Genomic DNA, 15553 nt, shown 5'->3' on the forward strand with positions numbered 1-15553 from the left:
AGCAGTAAAGGAATAACATCATGAAAAACGCTGTAATCGTCGACTGCATTCGTACTCCGATGGGCCGCTCTAAGGCTGGAGTATTTAGAAATGTACGTGCAGAAACTTTATCTGCAGAACTAATGAAATCATTACTATCACGTAACCCAAAGCTTAATCCAACTGACATCGAAGATGTTATCTGGGGTTGTGTGCAACAAACGCTTGAGCAAGGTTTCAATATTGCTCGTAACGCGGCGCTTTTAGCTGGCATTCCAAAATCAGCTGGCGCTGTAACGGTGAACCGCTTATGTGGTTCATCAATGGATGCTCTGCATCAAGCAGCCCGCGCAATTATGACTGGCCAAGGCGATACCTTTATCGTTGGTGGTGTTGAGCACATGGGTCATGTACCAATGAACCACGGTGTAGACTTCCACCCGGGTCTGGCTGCTAACGTGGCAAAAGCGTCTGGCATGATGGGCTTAACCGCTGAAATGCTAGGTAAAATGCACGGTATCACTCGTGAACAACAAGATGCATTTGCTGTACGTTCTCATCAACGTGCCCATGCAGCGACTGTTGAAGGTCGCTTTGATAACGAAATCGTTGCTATTGAAGGCCACGATGCAAATGGTGCATTAATTAAAGTGACTCACGATGAAGTTATTCGTCCTGAAACCTCTTTAGAGTCTTTATCAGGTCTACGCCCAGCGTTTGACCCAGCTAACGGCACAGTAACAGCTGGTACCTCTTCTGCACTTTCTGACGGCGCTTCTGCTATGTTAGTCATGGAAGAAGAAAAGGCTCGCGAATTAGGTTTACCGATTCGCGCTCGTATCCGCTCTATGGCGGTTGCTGGTTGTGATGCTGCGATTATGGGTTACGGCCCAGTACCTGCGACCAAAAAAGCCTTAGCGCGTGCTGGTCTCACTGTCGATGATATGGACGTGATTGAATTGAATGAAGCATTCGCAGCGCAATCATTACCATGTGTTAAAGATCTTGGTTTAACCGAGGTGGTTGACGAGAAAGTTAACTTAAACGGCGGCGCAATTGCATTAGGTCATCCATTAGGTTGTTCAGGTACTCGTATCTCAACAACACTGATTAACTTGATGGAAGCTAAAGGTGCTAAGTATGGTTTAGCCACTATGTGTATTGGTTTAGGCCAAGGCATTGCAACTATCTTTGAGCGCGTTGATAGCTAAATCTAATTTACTATCACAGCTGCATTAGTAGCATCTAAATTAAAAACCGAGCTATCTAGCTCGGTTTTTTTATCGCTGCTTTACAGCAATGTTTCACGTGGAACATCATATTTCTGTGAGCATAACATCACGCTTTACTAATAAAGCGAGCATCGGTGTTGCATCAAACTTTAACCAGAGTAAAATTAGCGCAATTGTTGAGTAAGAAGAATTGATATGACTAAAGATTTTACTGCCGCAGACCACCACTTAGATGCGCTTGGTTTACGTTGCCCAGAACCTGTAATGATGATCCGTAAAACTGTGCGTAAAATGGCAGAAGGTGAAAGCCTATTAATTACTGCAGATGATCCGGCAACCACCCGCGATATTCCAAGCTTTTGTGAGTTTATGGATCACACTCTTCTTGCAAGCGATACCAAGCAAACCCCATACAAATACTTGATTAAAAAAGGCCTCTAATGATGATTTCGTTACGCGCTATTGCTTACAAAACGGCTAAAAAAGGGCCGATGAAGCCAGTATTTTGTGCCAAGGTAAGTTTATTAACAGGCGTTGAAAACGATATTTTTGGAAAGCCCGGGAAACGCCAAGTGACCGTCATGTCGCAACAACAGTGGCAATTGGCCTGTAATGAAATTAATGCCGATTTAGACTGGTTAACCCGAAGAGCCAATATATTAATTGATGGCTATGAGTTTAGCGCCGCAGATGTTGGTAAAGTCATTAAACTTGGTAATGATGTTAGCTTACTGATCACTGGTGAAACCGACCCATGTAAAAAAATGGAGCAGTCACATCAAGGTCTTGAAAAAGCCCTTACCCCAGATTGGCGTGGTGGCGTAACCTGTAAAGTGATTACTGAAGGCCTGATCCAAATTGATGATCAGGTTTCAATAATAACCATATAAGTAAGCCTATTGAGTTTTATCGTTAATGGGCGCAGCACTGAGCAAAAATGAATAACTGTTCAGTGCTTTATTACACTAATCAAACTAGCGAAATTAGGTACATACTCACGTATTTTCATAGGACTTAATTACAACTCAAGCTCTCAGTTTCACTCCCCAATTTAACCAACACACAGCAAGTTATCAGATTAAAAATGGCAAAACTCCTAGCTTCATATCGCTGAGCTGCAAATAATTATGCTGCAGCCAAACAGTCACCAGATAGCTGTCATTATTTGAAACAGAATATCTATTTAGTTATTGGCTAATATATGCGATAAATGTCATCAGATTTGCAACTCGCCAATAACACCAAGCAACATAAAAAGTGTTAACGCGACCTATAACAATAATGACGACCAATGGACTGTGCATGCTAACTTCAAAAATAAAACCGCTCTACACCGCGATAGCGTTAAGCTTAGCGAGTGTTTCACTCACTGCTAATGCCTCTGATGATACAGCTAAAGAAACAGAAAAATGGCAAGTTAATGCCCCAGCAAACGCGCCACTAGAAAAACTCTCTATTGATGTCACCGAAGGCACATGGATGAATGTCAGCGTTTCCCCTGACGGTAAAACCATAGTGTTTGACTTACTGGGTGATATCTATCAAATGCCCATAAAAGGTGGCGAGGCAACAAAACTTGCTTCTGGCATCGCTTGGCAAATGCAGCCAGTTTATAGCCCAGATGGCAAATACATTGCCTTCACCTCTGATGAAGACGGTGGCGACAATATTTGGGTAATGAATGCCGATGGCTCAAACCCACATCCAGTGACCAGTGAAACCTTCCGTTTACTCAACAGCCCTGCTTGGAGTCCTGATTCTCAATACTTAGTGGCCCGTAAACATTTTACCGGTAGTCGCAGTTTAGGTGCTGGTGAAGTGTGGATGTATCACGTGGCAGGCGGTGAAGGGGTAAAATTAACAGAGCGTCCGAACGAACAAAAAGATTTAGGCGAGCCTGCCTACTCACCTGATGGCAGATATATTTATTTCAGCCAAGATGCCACTCCAGGTAAAACCTTTCACTACTCAAAAGACTCTGTCAAAGGTATCTACAAAATTAAACGCTACGATACTCAGTCTGGTGATATAGAAGTATTACTTGAAGGCACTGGCGGCGCCATTCGTCCAACACCTAGCCCTGATGGCACCAAGTTAGCTTATATCAAACGTGATGGCTTCCAATCTTCGCTGTATTTACTCGATTTAAAATCAGGTGAGCAAACTAAGCTTTATGGCGATTTAGATCGTGATATGCAAGAGACATGGGCAATTCATGGTGTTTACCCAACCATGTCTTGGACCCAAGATAATGAAGAAATTGTTTTTTGGGCCAAAGGTAAAATTAATAAACTGAGCCTTGAAGACAAGTCTGTGGAGAATATTCCTTTCAGCGTTAAAACTGAATTAGAAGTGCAACCATCAGTACGCTTCAGCCAAAATCTAGATCAGGATAATTTTGACGTAAAAATGCTGCGTATGGCCCAAGTGTCACCAAATGGTGAAAAAGTGGTATTTGAAGCATTAGGCAAACTTTGGATCCGTGATATTGAAGATGGTAAACAAAAACGCTTAACTCGACTTGATGATGACGTTAATGAGCTATTCCCACAATGGTCACGGGACGGCAAGAATATCGTCTTTACCACTTGGAATGATCAAGACCAAGGCACTGTCAGTATTGTGAGTAGCAAAGGTGGCCGCAGTAAACAACTGACATCCCTGCCAGGCAAATATGTCGAACCGACCTTTTCGCCAGATGGTAAAACCGTGGTCTACCGTAAAGCGAAAGGCGGATTTGTCACTCCAAGAACTTGGTCACAAGAACCGGGTTTATATAAAGTTGATTTAAAGAATAAGCAAAATACCAAAGTTTCAGCTAGCGGTTATCAGCCACAATTTGGCGCTGATAATAATCGCGTATTCTTTATGGATCATGGAAAAACCCCAGAGCTGGCATCAATCAGTTTAGATGGCTTTGAAAAACGTACTCACTACACCAGCGAGCATGCTACTGAATTTAGAGTATCGCCAAATGGTGAGCACCTAGCCTTTGCTGAACGCTTTAGAGTTTATGTCACCCCATTTGCCAAACATGGCGAAACCATCAAGATCAGCCCGAAAGCGAAAAACTTACCTGTTAAGCAATTAAGTGCCCGCGCAGGTGAAAGCATTAGCTGGAACAGTAACAATGAAGAAATTTATTGGACTTTAGGCCCAGACCTTTATCAAGCTAAAGTTGATACTGACTACAACAGCGATGAAGAAGCTAAACCTGAAGTTACTGCGATTGGTTTCACTAAAAAAGCAGATGTTCCACGTGGAACAATCGCATTTGTTGGTGGCAAAATCATAACCATGGAAAATGACCAAGTTATTGATAATGGTGTTGTCATCGTTAAAGATAATAAAATTGTCAGTGTTGGCGATGCTAACTTAACCATTCCTAGTGACGCACAAATCATCGACATTAAAGGTAAAAGCTTAATGCCGGGTTTATTTGATGCCCATGCCCATGGTAGCCAAGCAGATGATGAAATTACCCCACAGCAAAACTGGCAGTTATACTCAGCACTGTCATTAGGCGTAACGGCAATACATGATCCGTCAAATGATACCACTGAGATTTTTGCTGCATCAGAGCAACAAAAAGCAGGTAACATTGTTGGCCCACGTATATTCTCAACCGGGACTATTTTATACGGCGCCAATGCACCGGGTTACACATCCCATGTAGATTCACTGGATGATGCTAAATTCCATTTAGAGCGCCTGAAAAAAGTTGGCGCTTTCAGTGTGAAAAGTTACAACCAACCGCGTCGTAACCAACGCCAACAAGTGATTCAAGCTGCTCGTGAATTAGAAATGATGGTGGTTCCCGAAGGTGGTAGTTTGCTGCAGCATAACTTGTCGATGATTGCTGATGGCCATACCACTGTCGAACACTCATTACCCGTTGGCTCTATCTATAGCGATATTAAACAGTTCTGGAGTCAAACCAAAGTCGGTTATACCCCAACACTGGTTGTCGCATATGGCGGTATTTCTGGCGAGCATTATTGGTACGATAAAACTGATGTTTGGGCACACCCTCGCTTAAGCATGTATGTACCGTCTGATATTCTTAATGCGCGCTCAATGAGAAGAACAACGGCACCGGATGAGCATTACAACCATTTCAATGTGGTACGGGTTGCCAATGAGCTAAATGATATTGGCATCAAACCTAATATTGGTGCTCATGGTCAACGTGAAGGTTTAGCGGCCCATTGGGAAATGTGGATGTTTGCCCAAGGTGGCATGAGCAATATGGAGGTACTAAAAACCGCAACCATCAACCCTGCAACCACCTTCGGCATGGACCATCAAATCGGCTCGATTAAAGCCGGCAAACTTGCTGATATTATTGTGATTGATGGCGACCCATTAGCTGATATCCGTGTGACTGATAAAGTCACTTACACCATGGTCAATGGTAAGTTATTTAATTCAGAAACCATGGATCAGTTAAATGGTGAAGAAGTAAAACGTAAGCCATTTTTCTTTGAGAAAAAAGATTAATATTGAGCTAATAAGCTTAGGTTAATCGAAAACGGTTGAGCAAAAAAAAGGATGTTCCACGTGGAACATCCTTTTTTTATTTTCTAAAAGCTGCGTTAAACAAACTCGCTTCCATAACAAAAACAATCTGTTGTATGGTCATTAACCATACCTACCGCTTGCATGAATGCATAACAAATTGTCGGGCCAACAAAGTTAAACCCAAGCTGTTTAAGTGCTTTAGACATGGCCACTGACTCTGCTGTTTGAGCTGGTAAATCCGCCGAAGTTGAATAGTGATTGACCACAGGTTTCCCCCCGACAAACTGCCAAAGAAATTCAGAAAAATCATTGCCCTGCTCTACAAAGGCTAAATAGGCTTTGGCATTACGAATAATAGAATTAACCTTTAAACGATTCCTGACGATTCCAGGATTGAGTAATAACTCTTCGACTTTGGCGTCATCAAATGTGGCAATAATTTTAGGGTCAAAATTGGCAAACAAGGCTTGGTAATTATGCTGCTTTTTTAAAATGGTGATCCAAGACAACCCTGCTTGCTGGCCATCTAAGCAAAGCTTTTCAAATAACTCAAGTGGATCATAAACTGGCCGCCCCCAAACGTTATCATGATAGTCTTGATATATGGGGTCATCACTGACCCAAGCACAGCGTTGTTGATCCATTTATTGAGTCCTTTACTATTTTTAGTCTCTACGTTAAAAAATAACCTACATAAGCCTTTATCTACAAGGTATAATCAAAACCATTTTCTATTTATAGCCTAACCAGTAGATAAGCGGACATGACGACGAAATACGACGTAAAAACATTCCAGGGCTTTATTATGACCCTGCAGGAATTCTGGGCGCAGCAAGGTTGCGCAATAGTTCAACCATTAGACATGGAAGTTGGTGCTGGTACATTCCACCCAATGACATTCTTGCGCTCATTAGGCCCAGAGCCAATGAGTAGTGCTTATGTTCAGCCATGTCGCCGCCCTACCGATGGCCGTTACGGTGAAAACCCTAACCGTCTGCAACACTACTATCAATTTCAAGTAGTGCTTAAGCCTTCTCCTAGCAATATTCAAGAGCTATATCTTGGTTCTTTAGAAGCACTAGGCGTAGATATGGGTGTCCATGATGTTCGCTTCGTAGAAGACAACTGGGAATCACCTACATTAGGTGCTTGGGGTCTTGGTTGGGAAGTGTGGTTAAACGGTATGGAAGTATCGCAATTTACCTATTTCCAACAAGTAGGCGGTTTAGAGTGTAAGCCTGTCACTGGTGAAATCACTTACGGCCTTGAACGTCTTGCGATGTATATTCAAGAAGTAGATAGCGTATACGACCTAGTATGGACAGACGGTCCAATGGGTAAAGTGATGTATGGTGATATTTTCCATCAGAACGAAGTTGAGCAATCAACCTATAACTTTGAACATGCCAATGTCGAAGTGCTATTCAAACAGTTCGATGATTGTGAAATTGCTTGTCAAAAACTACTTGGACTTGAAAAGCCATTGCCTCTTCCTGCATACGAGCAAGTAATGAAAGCATCTCATGCCTTTAACTTACTTGATGCTCGCCACGCGATTTCGGTTACTGAACGTCAACGTTATATTTTACGTGTTCGTACTATGGCCAAAGGTGTTGCAGAATCTTACTACCAAGCCCGTGAAGCGCTTGGTTTCCCAATGTGTAAGTAGAGGTAAATAGAATGAATGTTGAAAACTTACTCATTGAAGTGGGTACTGAAGAATTACCGCCAAAAGCATTACGTAAATTAGCTGAATCATTTTTAGCTAACTTCACCGAAGAGCTAACCAAAGCTGAGCTGGCCTTTGAAACAGCCACTTGGTACGCCGCGCCGCGCCGTTTAGCTATTAGCATTGAACACCTTGCTGTAGCGCAAGCAGACAAAGTGGTTGAAAAACGTGGCCCTGCTGTTGCCCAAGCATTTGATGCTGATGGCAACCCAACGAAAGCAGCTATGGGCTGGGCTCGTGGTAACGGCATTACTGTGGAACAAGCTGAGCGCTTGAAAACAGATAAAGGCGAATGGTTATTACACCAAGCTAAAGTGGTAGGCGTAGAAACTAAATCACTGATCGCAGCCATGGCGCAAAAATCATTAGATAAGTTACCTATTCCAAAGCCAATGCGCTGGGGAAGTAACACCACACAATTTATCCGTCCGGTTCATACTGTCACTATGTTGTTAGGTGAAGAGTTAGTTGAAGGTGAATTGTTAGGTATTCAATCTGCACGCACAATTCGTGGTCACCGCTTTATGGGCGTTGATACCTTCGAGTTAGATCATGCTGACAACTACTTAACCGCTCTTGAGCAGCAAGGTAAAGTTTTAGCTGATTACCAACGTCGTAAAGGTATTATCAAGACTAACGCTGAAGCTGCAGCAAAAGATATTGGCGGTGTAGCAGAACTTGAAGATGACCTACTTGAAGAAGTCACCTCTTTAGTTGAATGGCCTGTGGTATTGACTGCAAGCTTTGAAGAAAAGTTCTTAGACGTTCCAGCTGAAGCCTTGGTTTACACTATGAAAGGCGATCAAAAATACTTCCCAGTATTTGATCAAACTGGACAACTATTACCTAACTTTATCTTCGTTACTAACATCGAATCTAAAGATCCACAGCAAATTATTTCAGGTAATGAAAAAGTGGTTCGTCCACGTTTAGCTGATGCTGAGTTCTTCTTTGAAACAGATAAGAAAGACAGTTTAGAGTCGCGCCTTGCGAGCTTAGAAACAGTGGTATTCCAAAAGCAATTGGGCACCATTAAGCAACGTGTTGAACGCATCTCTGCAATGGCTGGCTTTATTGCCACTAGCATTGATGCCAACAGCGAAGAAGCAAGCCGTGCTGGTTTGCTGTCAAAATCTGACTTAATGACCAATATGGTGATGGAGTTTACTGATCTTCAAGGCACTATGGGCATGCACTACGCGCGCTTAAATGGTGAAACAGAAGCGGTTGCCCTTGCCTTAGCTGAGCAATACAAACCTAAGTTCTCTGGCGATACCGTTCCGACGGCACCGATTTCAATCTGTGTAGCATTAGCTGAAAAGCTTGATACCTTAGTGGGTATTTTTGGTATTGGCCAAGCACCAAAAGGCGCGGCGGATCCATTTGCACTGCGCCGTGCAGCGATTGGTATTTTGCGTATATGTTTAGAAAACAACTTACCATTAGACTTGGTGGATTTGATTGCTAAAGCAAAACAATTACACGGTGAAAACCTCACTAATGACAATGTGTCTGAGCAAGTGCTTGAATTCTTCATGGGTCGTTTCCGCTCTTGGTATCAAGATCAAGGCGTCAGCGTTGACGTTATTCTTGCCGTGCTTGCACGCAAGCCTACCGCACCTGCTGACTTTGAAAGCCGTATTAAAGCTGTGGCGCACTTCAGAAGCTTAGAACAAGCATCTTCGCTGGCTGCGGCTAACAAGCGTGTTTCAAATATTCTAGCCAAAGTTGAAGGCGAGATTGCCACTAGCATTGATGCCAGTTTATTGGTTGAACCTGCTGAAAAAGCCTTAGCTGAAAAGTTAGCTGAACTGCAACCGCAACTTGCGCCATTGTTTGCTGCCGCCAACTATCAAGAAGCGTTAGCATTGCTAGCCAATCTGCGTGAAAGCGTTGATGCCTTCTTTGAAGGTGTCATGGTGATGGCTGATGATGAAGCCCTTAAGAATAACCGCTTGGCATTACTAAATAGCCTGCGTGAGCAATTCTTACATGCTGCCGATATCTCACTACTCCAATAATAGTTAACCCTATTAAGTTGTAAAAAAACGCGCTTAACATCAGTTAAGCGCGTTTTTTATTGGCTGGTTTTTAGGAGGTTATTGTTAATCGAGAATTGAGTCTTAGAAACAGATCAACTTTTGATGAATAACCTCAAACTCAGATTGATTAAGCCCCACTTGCTGCAATAGCTGCTGCAAATCATCTTGTTTAAGTTTATCTTTTTGCCGCAACATAGAACACTCACTAATGATATTAGCCCGCCATACAGCCAATGCCATCGCGTCTGTTGGACGATAATCAGAATTAGTTAATTGTGCTAGCTGAAACTCAAACTGCGCTGGCAGCTGCCAATGCTTAGCCAGTAACGCACTTAGCCCTAACGACTTAGTGGTCATCACTTGCTTAAACAATGCCGAACTTGGTTGCTCACCCGGCTCGGCTTTTTCAAAGGCATCCAGCAGCATTTTGAAAATGGCGATTTTGCCCACATCATGAAGTAATCCCAGCAAAAATACTGTATCAGCATCTTCTTCAGCTAAGTCACTGGCAATAAAAGCCACTTGCATTGAATGACGCCAAATTTCAGCGCCAAAACGCCTAAAGTAAATCGGCTTAATATCAATCATTTCTTTCACCAAACAACTGCGAACAAACTGACGTAATTGCGCTCGCCCTAGCTGCACAATGGCTTGCTGTAGATTAGTAATATCTTTGTCTGAACGCTTAAAAGCACTTGAGTTGCATAACTTTAACACTTCGACGCTCAGTACCGGATCTTGCTCAATTAACCGCAGTACTTGTTTGGTTTCAATCCCATCTTGGGATAGTTGATGGTCAAGCTCGGTTATGCGCCTTGGCAGTTTTAATACTTTGGCAGCAATGTCTTGAGGTGCACTAAAAGCAATATTGATTTCGGCTAATATGCTACGTTCAAGATTATTCGCCATGCCACCATTTTTGTGGCTACTCATAGGAAAAAGCAGGCTATAAAACAGCGCGGATAAATCTATTTGTTGCGCCTCTTCCGCTGTTTCATTTGAGTTGCTTAAGTGTGATTTGGCCTGCCTTACATATGAGTCGCTTGAGCGCAGTTTCGACTCTGTAGCGCTTGGCTCTTGGATGTTAGCCGATAGCAATGAGTGCTGCTCATTTAATGCTTTGGCTTGTTTGACCTCAACGGCCGGTCTTAAATTAAAAATCTTATTGAATAGCTTTTTAAACACAATAAATTACCTACACTTCAGGTAAATATACAACAGTGACAAGATGAGTTTGTAGAGATTACCGATAAAAAAATGGGCGCCTTAAGGCACCCATTTAATGTCTTTTAAACTCGACTACACGTCTAAGTTAGCAACGTTTAGCGCGTTAGTTTCAATGAAGTCACGACGCGGTTCAACTTGATCGCCCATCAAACAAGTAAACAATTGATCAGCGCCTACGGCATCTTCAATGGTGACTTGTAGCATACGACGAGTTTCAGGATCCATTGTCGTTTCCCACAATTGCTCAGGGTTCATTTCACCCAATCCTTTATAACGTTGGATGTACAAACCACGTTTAGCTTCAGACATAGTCCAATCAAGCGCCTCTAAGAAGCTATCAACTTCTTTCATACGCTCGCCACGTTTAACATAGCCACCTTCTTCAATCATACCGTCTAATGCTGAGCCTAACTTAGCAATACGTTGGTAATCATTTGATTGGAAGAAGTCGTAACTAAATACGTAGTTAGTATCAATACCATGCTTACGGATTGTTAGGCTTGGTAGATATACCTGACGCTCAGGATCTAATTGTGGTTCAATGTTATAAATAACACCGTCAGTTTCAATCTCAATAAGGTCAGCGACAAAGGCATCACACCACTGCTTCATTTGTGCTTCGTCAGCCAGCATTTCATTGTTCAGTGCTGGATGGTAAAGCATACGGTTACAAATAACCGTTGGGTAACGCTTAGTTAAACGCTCAATAACCGCTTCAACCTCACGATACTGGCTCACTAAACGCTCTAGTGGCTCACCTGTCATACCTGGTGCACCCGCAGAAGGGTAAATATGAGTACCATCTAAGGCTTGAGTGGTTAAGTATTCCGTTAGTGCAGGCTCATCTTTTAGGTACTGCTCTTGCTTACCTTTTTTAACTTTAAATAAAGGTGGTTGAGCAATATAGATGTAACCACGTTCAATCAACTCAGGCATTTGACGGAAGAAGAAGGTCAACAGCAGCGTACGAATGTGCGAGCCATCGACGTCAGCATCGGTCATGATGATGATATTGTGATAACGGGTTTTCTCAGGATCATAATCATCACGGCCAATACCACAACCTAATGCAGTGATCAGCGTCGCGACCTCTTGAGAAGATAACATTTTATCAAAACGTGCTTTTTCAACGTTAAGAATTTTACCTTTCAGCGGCAGAATAGCTTGGTTTTTACGGTTACGTCCCTGCTTGGCTGATCCGCCAGCAGAGTCCCCTTCCACTATGTATATTTCAGAAAGCCCAGGGTCTTTCTCTTGGCAATCTGCAAGCTTACCTGGCAAACCACCTAAATCTAATGCGCCTTTACGACGGGTCATTTCACGGGCTTTACGCGCCGCTTCACGAGCACGTGCCGCATCAACGATTTTACCCACAATTAATTTGGCATACATTGGGTTTTCTAATAGGTAATCATTTAATTGCTCACCCATTGTTTGCTCTACCGCGCCCTTCACTTCACTGGACACTAACTTGTCTTTGGTTTGTGAACTGAATTTAGGATCAGGCACTTTTACTGAAATAACAGCGGTTAACCCTTCACGAGCATCATCACCCGTTGCATTGGTTTTACCCTTCTTATTGAAGCCTTCACGCTCCATATAGTTATTTAAGTTACGGGTTAGTGCACCACGGAAACCCGCTAAGTGAGTACCGCCATCGCGTTGTGGGATGTTATTGGTAAAACAGAAAATCTTTTCTTGATAACCGTCATTCCACTGCATTGCCACTTCAACGGTAATGCCGTCTTCACGCTCTTGAGTAAAGTGGAAAACCTCTTTATTCACTGGCGTTTTATTGAGGTTAAGGTAATCAACGAAAGCACTGATGCCGCCTTCGTATTTAAAGAACTCATCACGGCCATCACGTTCATCAACTAAACGGATACCCACACCTGAGTTCAAAAATGATAATTCACGAACACGTTTAGCTAAGATGTCAAAGTGGAATAGCACATCTGAGAATGTTTCACTGCTTGGCCAGAAACGGATTGAAGTACCGGTTTTTTCTGAATCACCCACTGGCGTGATTGGTGTATCAGGTACACCCATTGAATAAAACTGCTCGTAAACTTTACCGTTACGACGAATGGTCATTTGCAGTTTTTCAGATAATGCGTTTACAACCGAAACACCAACACCGTGTAAGCCACCTGATACTTTATAAGAGTTATCATCGAACTTACCACCGGCATGAAGTACCGTCATAATAACTTCGGCAGCAGACACACCTTCTTCTTCATGAACCTCAACAGGAATACCACGGCCATCATCTTGTACTGATACCGAGCCATCTGAATGAATGGTGATAGTAATGTCACTACAGTGGCCTGCTAAGGCTTCATCGATAGAGTTATCGACCACTTCGAATACCATGTGATGAAGACCTGTACCATCGTCAGTATCGCCGATGTACATCCCTGGTCTCTTACGAACAGCATCAAGGCCTTTTAAAACCTTAATACTCGAAGAATCATAACTATTCTCTGACATATTTCTCTCTCGTTTTTATTCAACTACCGTGACTTGCCCATGTTCCACATGAAACATCTTACTTGGTGGGCTAGCCAGCGAATCGACTATTGCAACAGGATCAATCGCTGTGACAAAAATTTGTGCACCGGTTTCGGTTAACTGTTTTAGTAATAGTTGCCTATGCTGAGCATCTAACTCAGATGGAAGATCATCCACTAGGTAAATACTATGCTTGTTTTGCTGTTTTTGAAGCAATTTACCCTGTGCAAGGCGCAGTGCACAGACTAATAATTTTAACTGTCCTCGGGATAACGCATCCTGTACCGGTAAGCTGCCAACGCGTAATCGTAAATCCGCTTTATGTGGTCCACTGCCGGTATTTCCCGATGCTAAATCTCGGTGATATTGAGTTTTAAGTAACTCGGCAAATTCCGTTTTGCTATCCCAGCCACGGGTAAAGGAAACCTTAATATCAACCCGTGGTAAAAACTCTTCGATTATACCCTTAAGTAGCTCATTTAACGAGTCCACATATTGATTTCGTATCGAAGTAACCTGCTCAGCATAACGCAACAATTCTTTATCCCAAAATTGTATATTTGAGTAAGAGGCGCCGTCTCTAAGAAGCTGATTTCTTTGCTTTAAAATTCTTCTGGTATTCACCCATGCCGTATAAAAATGACTGTCTGCATGAAAAGCGCCCCAGTCGATAAACTGCCGACGTGCTTTTGGGCCTTCAAATAGTAAAGAAAAACTTTCAGGGGTGATAACTTGGATCGGTAAGGTTTCAGCCAACACCGATAATCGCTTCACATTATCGCCATTAAATTTAACATCAATGTCGCCATTGCGGAACCGTCTAAGGCCTAATTTAGCTTCGCCATTAGGCATATCGAGCTTGGCAAACAAGGTCAGCTGATCTTGCTCAATATTGATAACCCGCTGAGACAGATGGCTGCGAAAAGAGCGTCCCATGCCGAGAAAATAAATGGCTTCTAAAATGCTGGTTTTACCACTGCCATTTTCGCCATAAATTAAATTAAGCCCATCACTTGGCGCTAATGTCGCTGACAAAATATTGCGGAAATGTTCGATATTGAGGCGGGTTAAACTCATGGAAGATAAACAGACCCTAATTTAAAAAGAGTGAAACGAAAGAAGGTGCCTTAATGTAGCACCTTCTTGGGGTAAAACGTTATAGTTAAACAGCGCTTAATCGAGTTTAAGCGACTATTTACTTATAAGCGCATTGGCATAACCACGTACATAGAATCTTCTTCTGCGTGGTTTTCAATTAGCGCGCTTGAGTTACCGTCTATTAAGGTAATTCTAACATCATCACTGGCTAAATTATTTAATACGTCCAATAGATAACTGACGTTAAAGCCAATTTCGAGGTTATCTGAGTTGTATTCAACATCGATAATCTCTTCTGCTTCTTCTTGCTCTGGGTTATTGGCGGTAATGCGCAGTAATCCCGGCTCAAGCTGAATACGCACACCTCTGAACTTCTCATTCGACAAAATAGAAGCACGGGTTAACGCTTGTTTTAATTGGTTACGGCTAGCCACCACAATTTTGGTGCCGCCTTTAGGTAATACCCGGCGATAATCAGGGAAACGACCATCAACTAATTTACTGGTGAATACCGCATTGGCAGTAATTGCGCGAATCGCACTGTCACCAATCGCAATGGTAATGTCACTGTCTTCGCTTTCAAGTAAACGCGCCATTTCAACCACGCCTTTACGCGGCACAATCACTTGCTTCTCAGGTAAGCTGGTTTCAATTTGACGATGACTTAATGCTAAGCGATGACCATCTGTGGCAATGGCCTTTAAAGTGTTACCTGCGGTTTCAAATAACAAGCCATTTAGATAATAACGCACATCTTGGTTTGCCATTGAAAATTGCGTTGAGTCAATAATCGACTTCAAGGTGCCCTGCTTTAAGCTAAATTCAATTTCAGCTTCAAAGGCTTCAACATTGGGGTAATCTGATGCTGGCAAGGTCGCCAGTGAAAAACGGCTACGGCCTGAACGTAATAACCATTTGTTCTCTTGCTGCTCAATTTTAATTTCAACTTGCTCAGGAAGAGATTTAACAATATCTAATAATTTTTTAGCCGGAACTGTGGTGCGTCCCACTTCAACTTCACCTTGGATGGGAGCTTGACCAACAAGCTCAACCTCTAAGTCCGTACCTGTTAGCTTAAGTGAGTCCTCACTAACTTCAACAAGTAGATTAGATAAAATAGGCAAGTTGTGGCGTCTTTCTACTGCGCCACAAACCAACTGAAGTGGTTTTAATAGGGCATCCCTATCAATTGAAAATTTCATTCGTCTCAATTT

The 15553-nt window shown here is 42.6% G+C and carries 11 protein-coding genes; 6 read left to right on the forward strand and 5 right to left on the reverse strand.

Going from position 1 to position 15553, the window contains the following annotated elements; translation table 11 throughout:
• Positions 1-20: 20 nt before the first annotated feature.
• The 4 genes from fadA (at position 21) to BM739_RS14220 (ending at position 5711) form a co-directional block, all read left to right on the forward strand.
• The gene (fadA, locus tag BM739_RS14205) at positions 21-1190 is read left to right on the forward strand and encodes an acetyl-CoA C-acyltransferase FadA (protein WP_076541746.1); all 1170 of its coding nucleotides are present in this window, start codon (positions 21-23) and stop codon (positions 1188-1190) included.
• A 216-nt stretch (positions 1191-1406) separates the two neighbouring features.
• Positions 1407-1652 carry a sulfurtransferase TusA gene (tusA, locus tag BM739_RS14210; protein WP_076541748.1) on the forward strand — a complete coding sequence of 82 codons (246 nt, stop codon included), beginning with the start codon at positions 1407-1409 and terminating at the stop codon, positions 1650-1652.
• A gap of 2 nt (positions 1653-1654) precedes the next feature.
• Positions 1655-2101, forward strand: coding sequence for an MOSC domain-containing protein (locus BM739_RS14215; protein ID WP_076541875.1), 447 nt, complete (start codon positions 1655-1657; stop codon positions 2099-2101).
• 412 nt (positions 2102-2513) lie between these two features.
• Positions 2514-5711, forward strand: a complete 3198-nt coding sequence (locus tag BM739_RS14220; protein ID WP_076541750.1) for an amidohydrolase family protein — start codon at positions 2514-2516, stop codon at positions 5709-5711.
• A 95-nt stretch (positions 5712-5806) separates the two neighbouring features.
• Here the strand turns inward: BM739_RS14220 and BM739_RS14225 are convergent, their stop codons facing one another.
• Positions 5807-6376 (reverse strand): DNA-3-methyladenine glycosylase I, encoded by a 570-nt coding sequence (locus BM739_RS14225; RefSeq protein ID WP_076541753.1) that lies wholly within the window; start codon positions 6374-6376, stop codon positions 5807-5809.
• 119 nt (positions 6377-6495) lie between these two features.
• Between BM739_RS14225 and glyQ the strand changes: the two genes are divergently transcribed.
• Complete coding sequence (gene glyQ / locus BM739_RS14230; RefSeq protein ID WP_076541755.1) at positions 6496-7401, forward strand: glycine--tRNA ligase subunit alpha; 906 nt, start codon at positions 6496-6498, stop codon at positions 7399-7401.
• 11 nt (positions 7402-7412) lie between these two features.
• Positions 7413-9482, forward strand: coding sequence for a glycine--tRNA ligase subunit beta (glyS, locus tag BM739_RS14235; RefSeq protein ID WP_076541758.1), 2070 nt, complete (start codon positions 7413-7415; stop codon positions 9480-9482).
• Between the two features lie 102 nt (positions 9483-9584).
• Here the strand turns inward: glyS and BM739_RS14240 are convergent, their stop codons facing one another.
• The 4 genes from BM739_RS14240 to dnaN all read right to left on the reverse strand — a co-directional run bounded on the left by BM739_RS14240 (position 9585) and on the right by dnaN (position 15541).
• Positions 9585-10688: an HDOD domain-containing protein gene (locus BM739_RS14240; RefSeq protein ID WP_076541761.1), complete on the reverse strand. Its 1104-nt coding sequence runs from the start codon at positions 10686-10688 to the stop codon at positions 9585-9587.
• Positions 10689-10802: 114 nt separating this feature from the next.
• Positions 10803-13220 (reverse strand): DNA topoisomerase (ATP-hydrolyzing) subunit B, encoded by a 2418-nt coding sequence (gyrB, locus tag BM739_RS14245; RefSeq protein WP_076541763.1) that lies wholly within the window; start codon positions 13218-13220, stop codon positions 10803-10805.
• A 15-nt stretch (positions 13221-13235) separates the two neighbouring features.
• Positions 13236-14318 carry a DNA replication/repair protein RecF gene (recF, locus tag BM739_RS14250; RefSeq protein ID WP_076541766.1) on the reverse strand — a complete coding sequence of 361 codons (1083 nt, stop codon included), beginning with the start codon at positions 14316-14318 and terminating at the stop codon, positions 13236-13238.
• Between the two features lie 122 nt (positions 14319-14440).
• Complete coding sequence (dnaN, locus tag BM739_RS14255; RefSeq protein ID WP_076541768.1) at positions 14441-15541, reverse strand: DNA polymerase III subunit beta; 1101 nt, start codon at positions 15539-15541, stop codon at positions 14441-14443.
• Positions 15542-15553 lie beyond the last annotated feature (12 nt).

It is taken from the genome of Shewanella sp. UCD-KL21 (assembly GCF_001957135.1).
GTDB lineage: Bacteria > Pseudomonadota > Gammaproteobacteria > Enterobacterales > Shewanellaceae > Shewanella.

Coding starts and splice junctions, on each gene's coding strand:
- recF (WP_076541766.1), bottom strand. CDS start 14,318: ATGAGTTTAACCCGCCTCAATATCGAACATTTCCGCAATATTTTGTCA.
- gyrB (WP_076541763.1), bottom strand. CDS start 13,220: ATGTCAGAGAATAGTTATGATTCTTCGAGTATTAAGGTTTTAAAAGGC.
- tusA (WP_076541748.1), top strand. CDS start 1,407: ATGACTAAAGATTTTACTGCCGCAGACCACCACTTAGATGCGCTTGGT.
- glyQ (WP_076541755.1), top strand. CDS start 6,496: ATGACGACGAAATACGACGTAAAAACATTCCAGGGCTTTATTATGACC.
- dnaN (WP_076541768.1), bottom strand. CDS start 15,541: ATGAAATTTTCAATTGATAGGGATGCCCTATTAAAACCACTTCAGTTG.
- BM739_RS14215 (WP_076541875.1), top strand. CDS start 1,655: ATGATTTCGTTACGCGCTATTGCTTACAAAACGGCTAAAAAAGGGCCG.
- glyS (WP_076541758.1), top strand. CDS start 7,413: ATGAATGTTGAAAACTTACTCATTGAAGTGGGTACTGAAGAATTACCG.
- fadA (WP_076541746.1), top strand. CDS start 21: ATGAAAAACGCTGTAATCGTCGACTGCATTCGTACTCCGATGGGCCGC.
- BM739_RS14220 (WP_076541750.1), top strand. CDS start 2,514: ATGCTAACTTCAAAAATAAAACCGCTCTACACCGCGATAGCGTTAAGC.
- BM739_RS14225 (WP_076541753.1), bottom strand. CDS start 6,376: ATGGATCAACAACGCTGTGCTTGGGTCAGTGATGACCCCATATATCAA.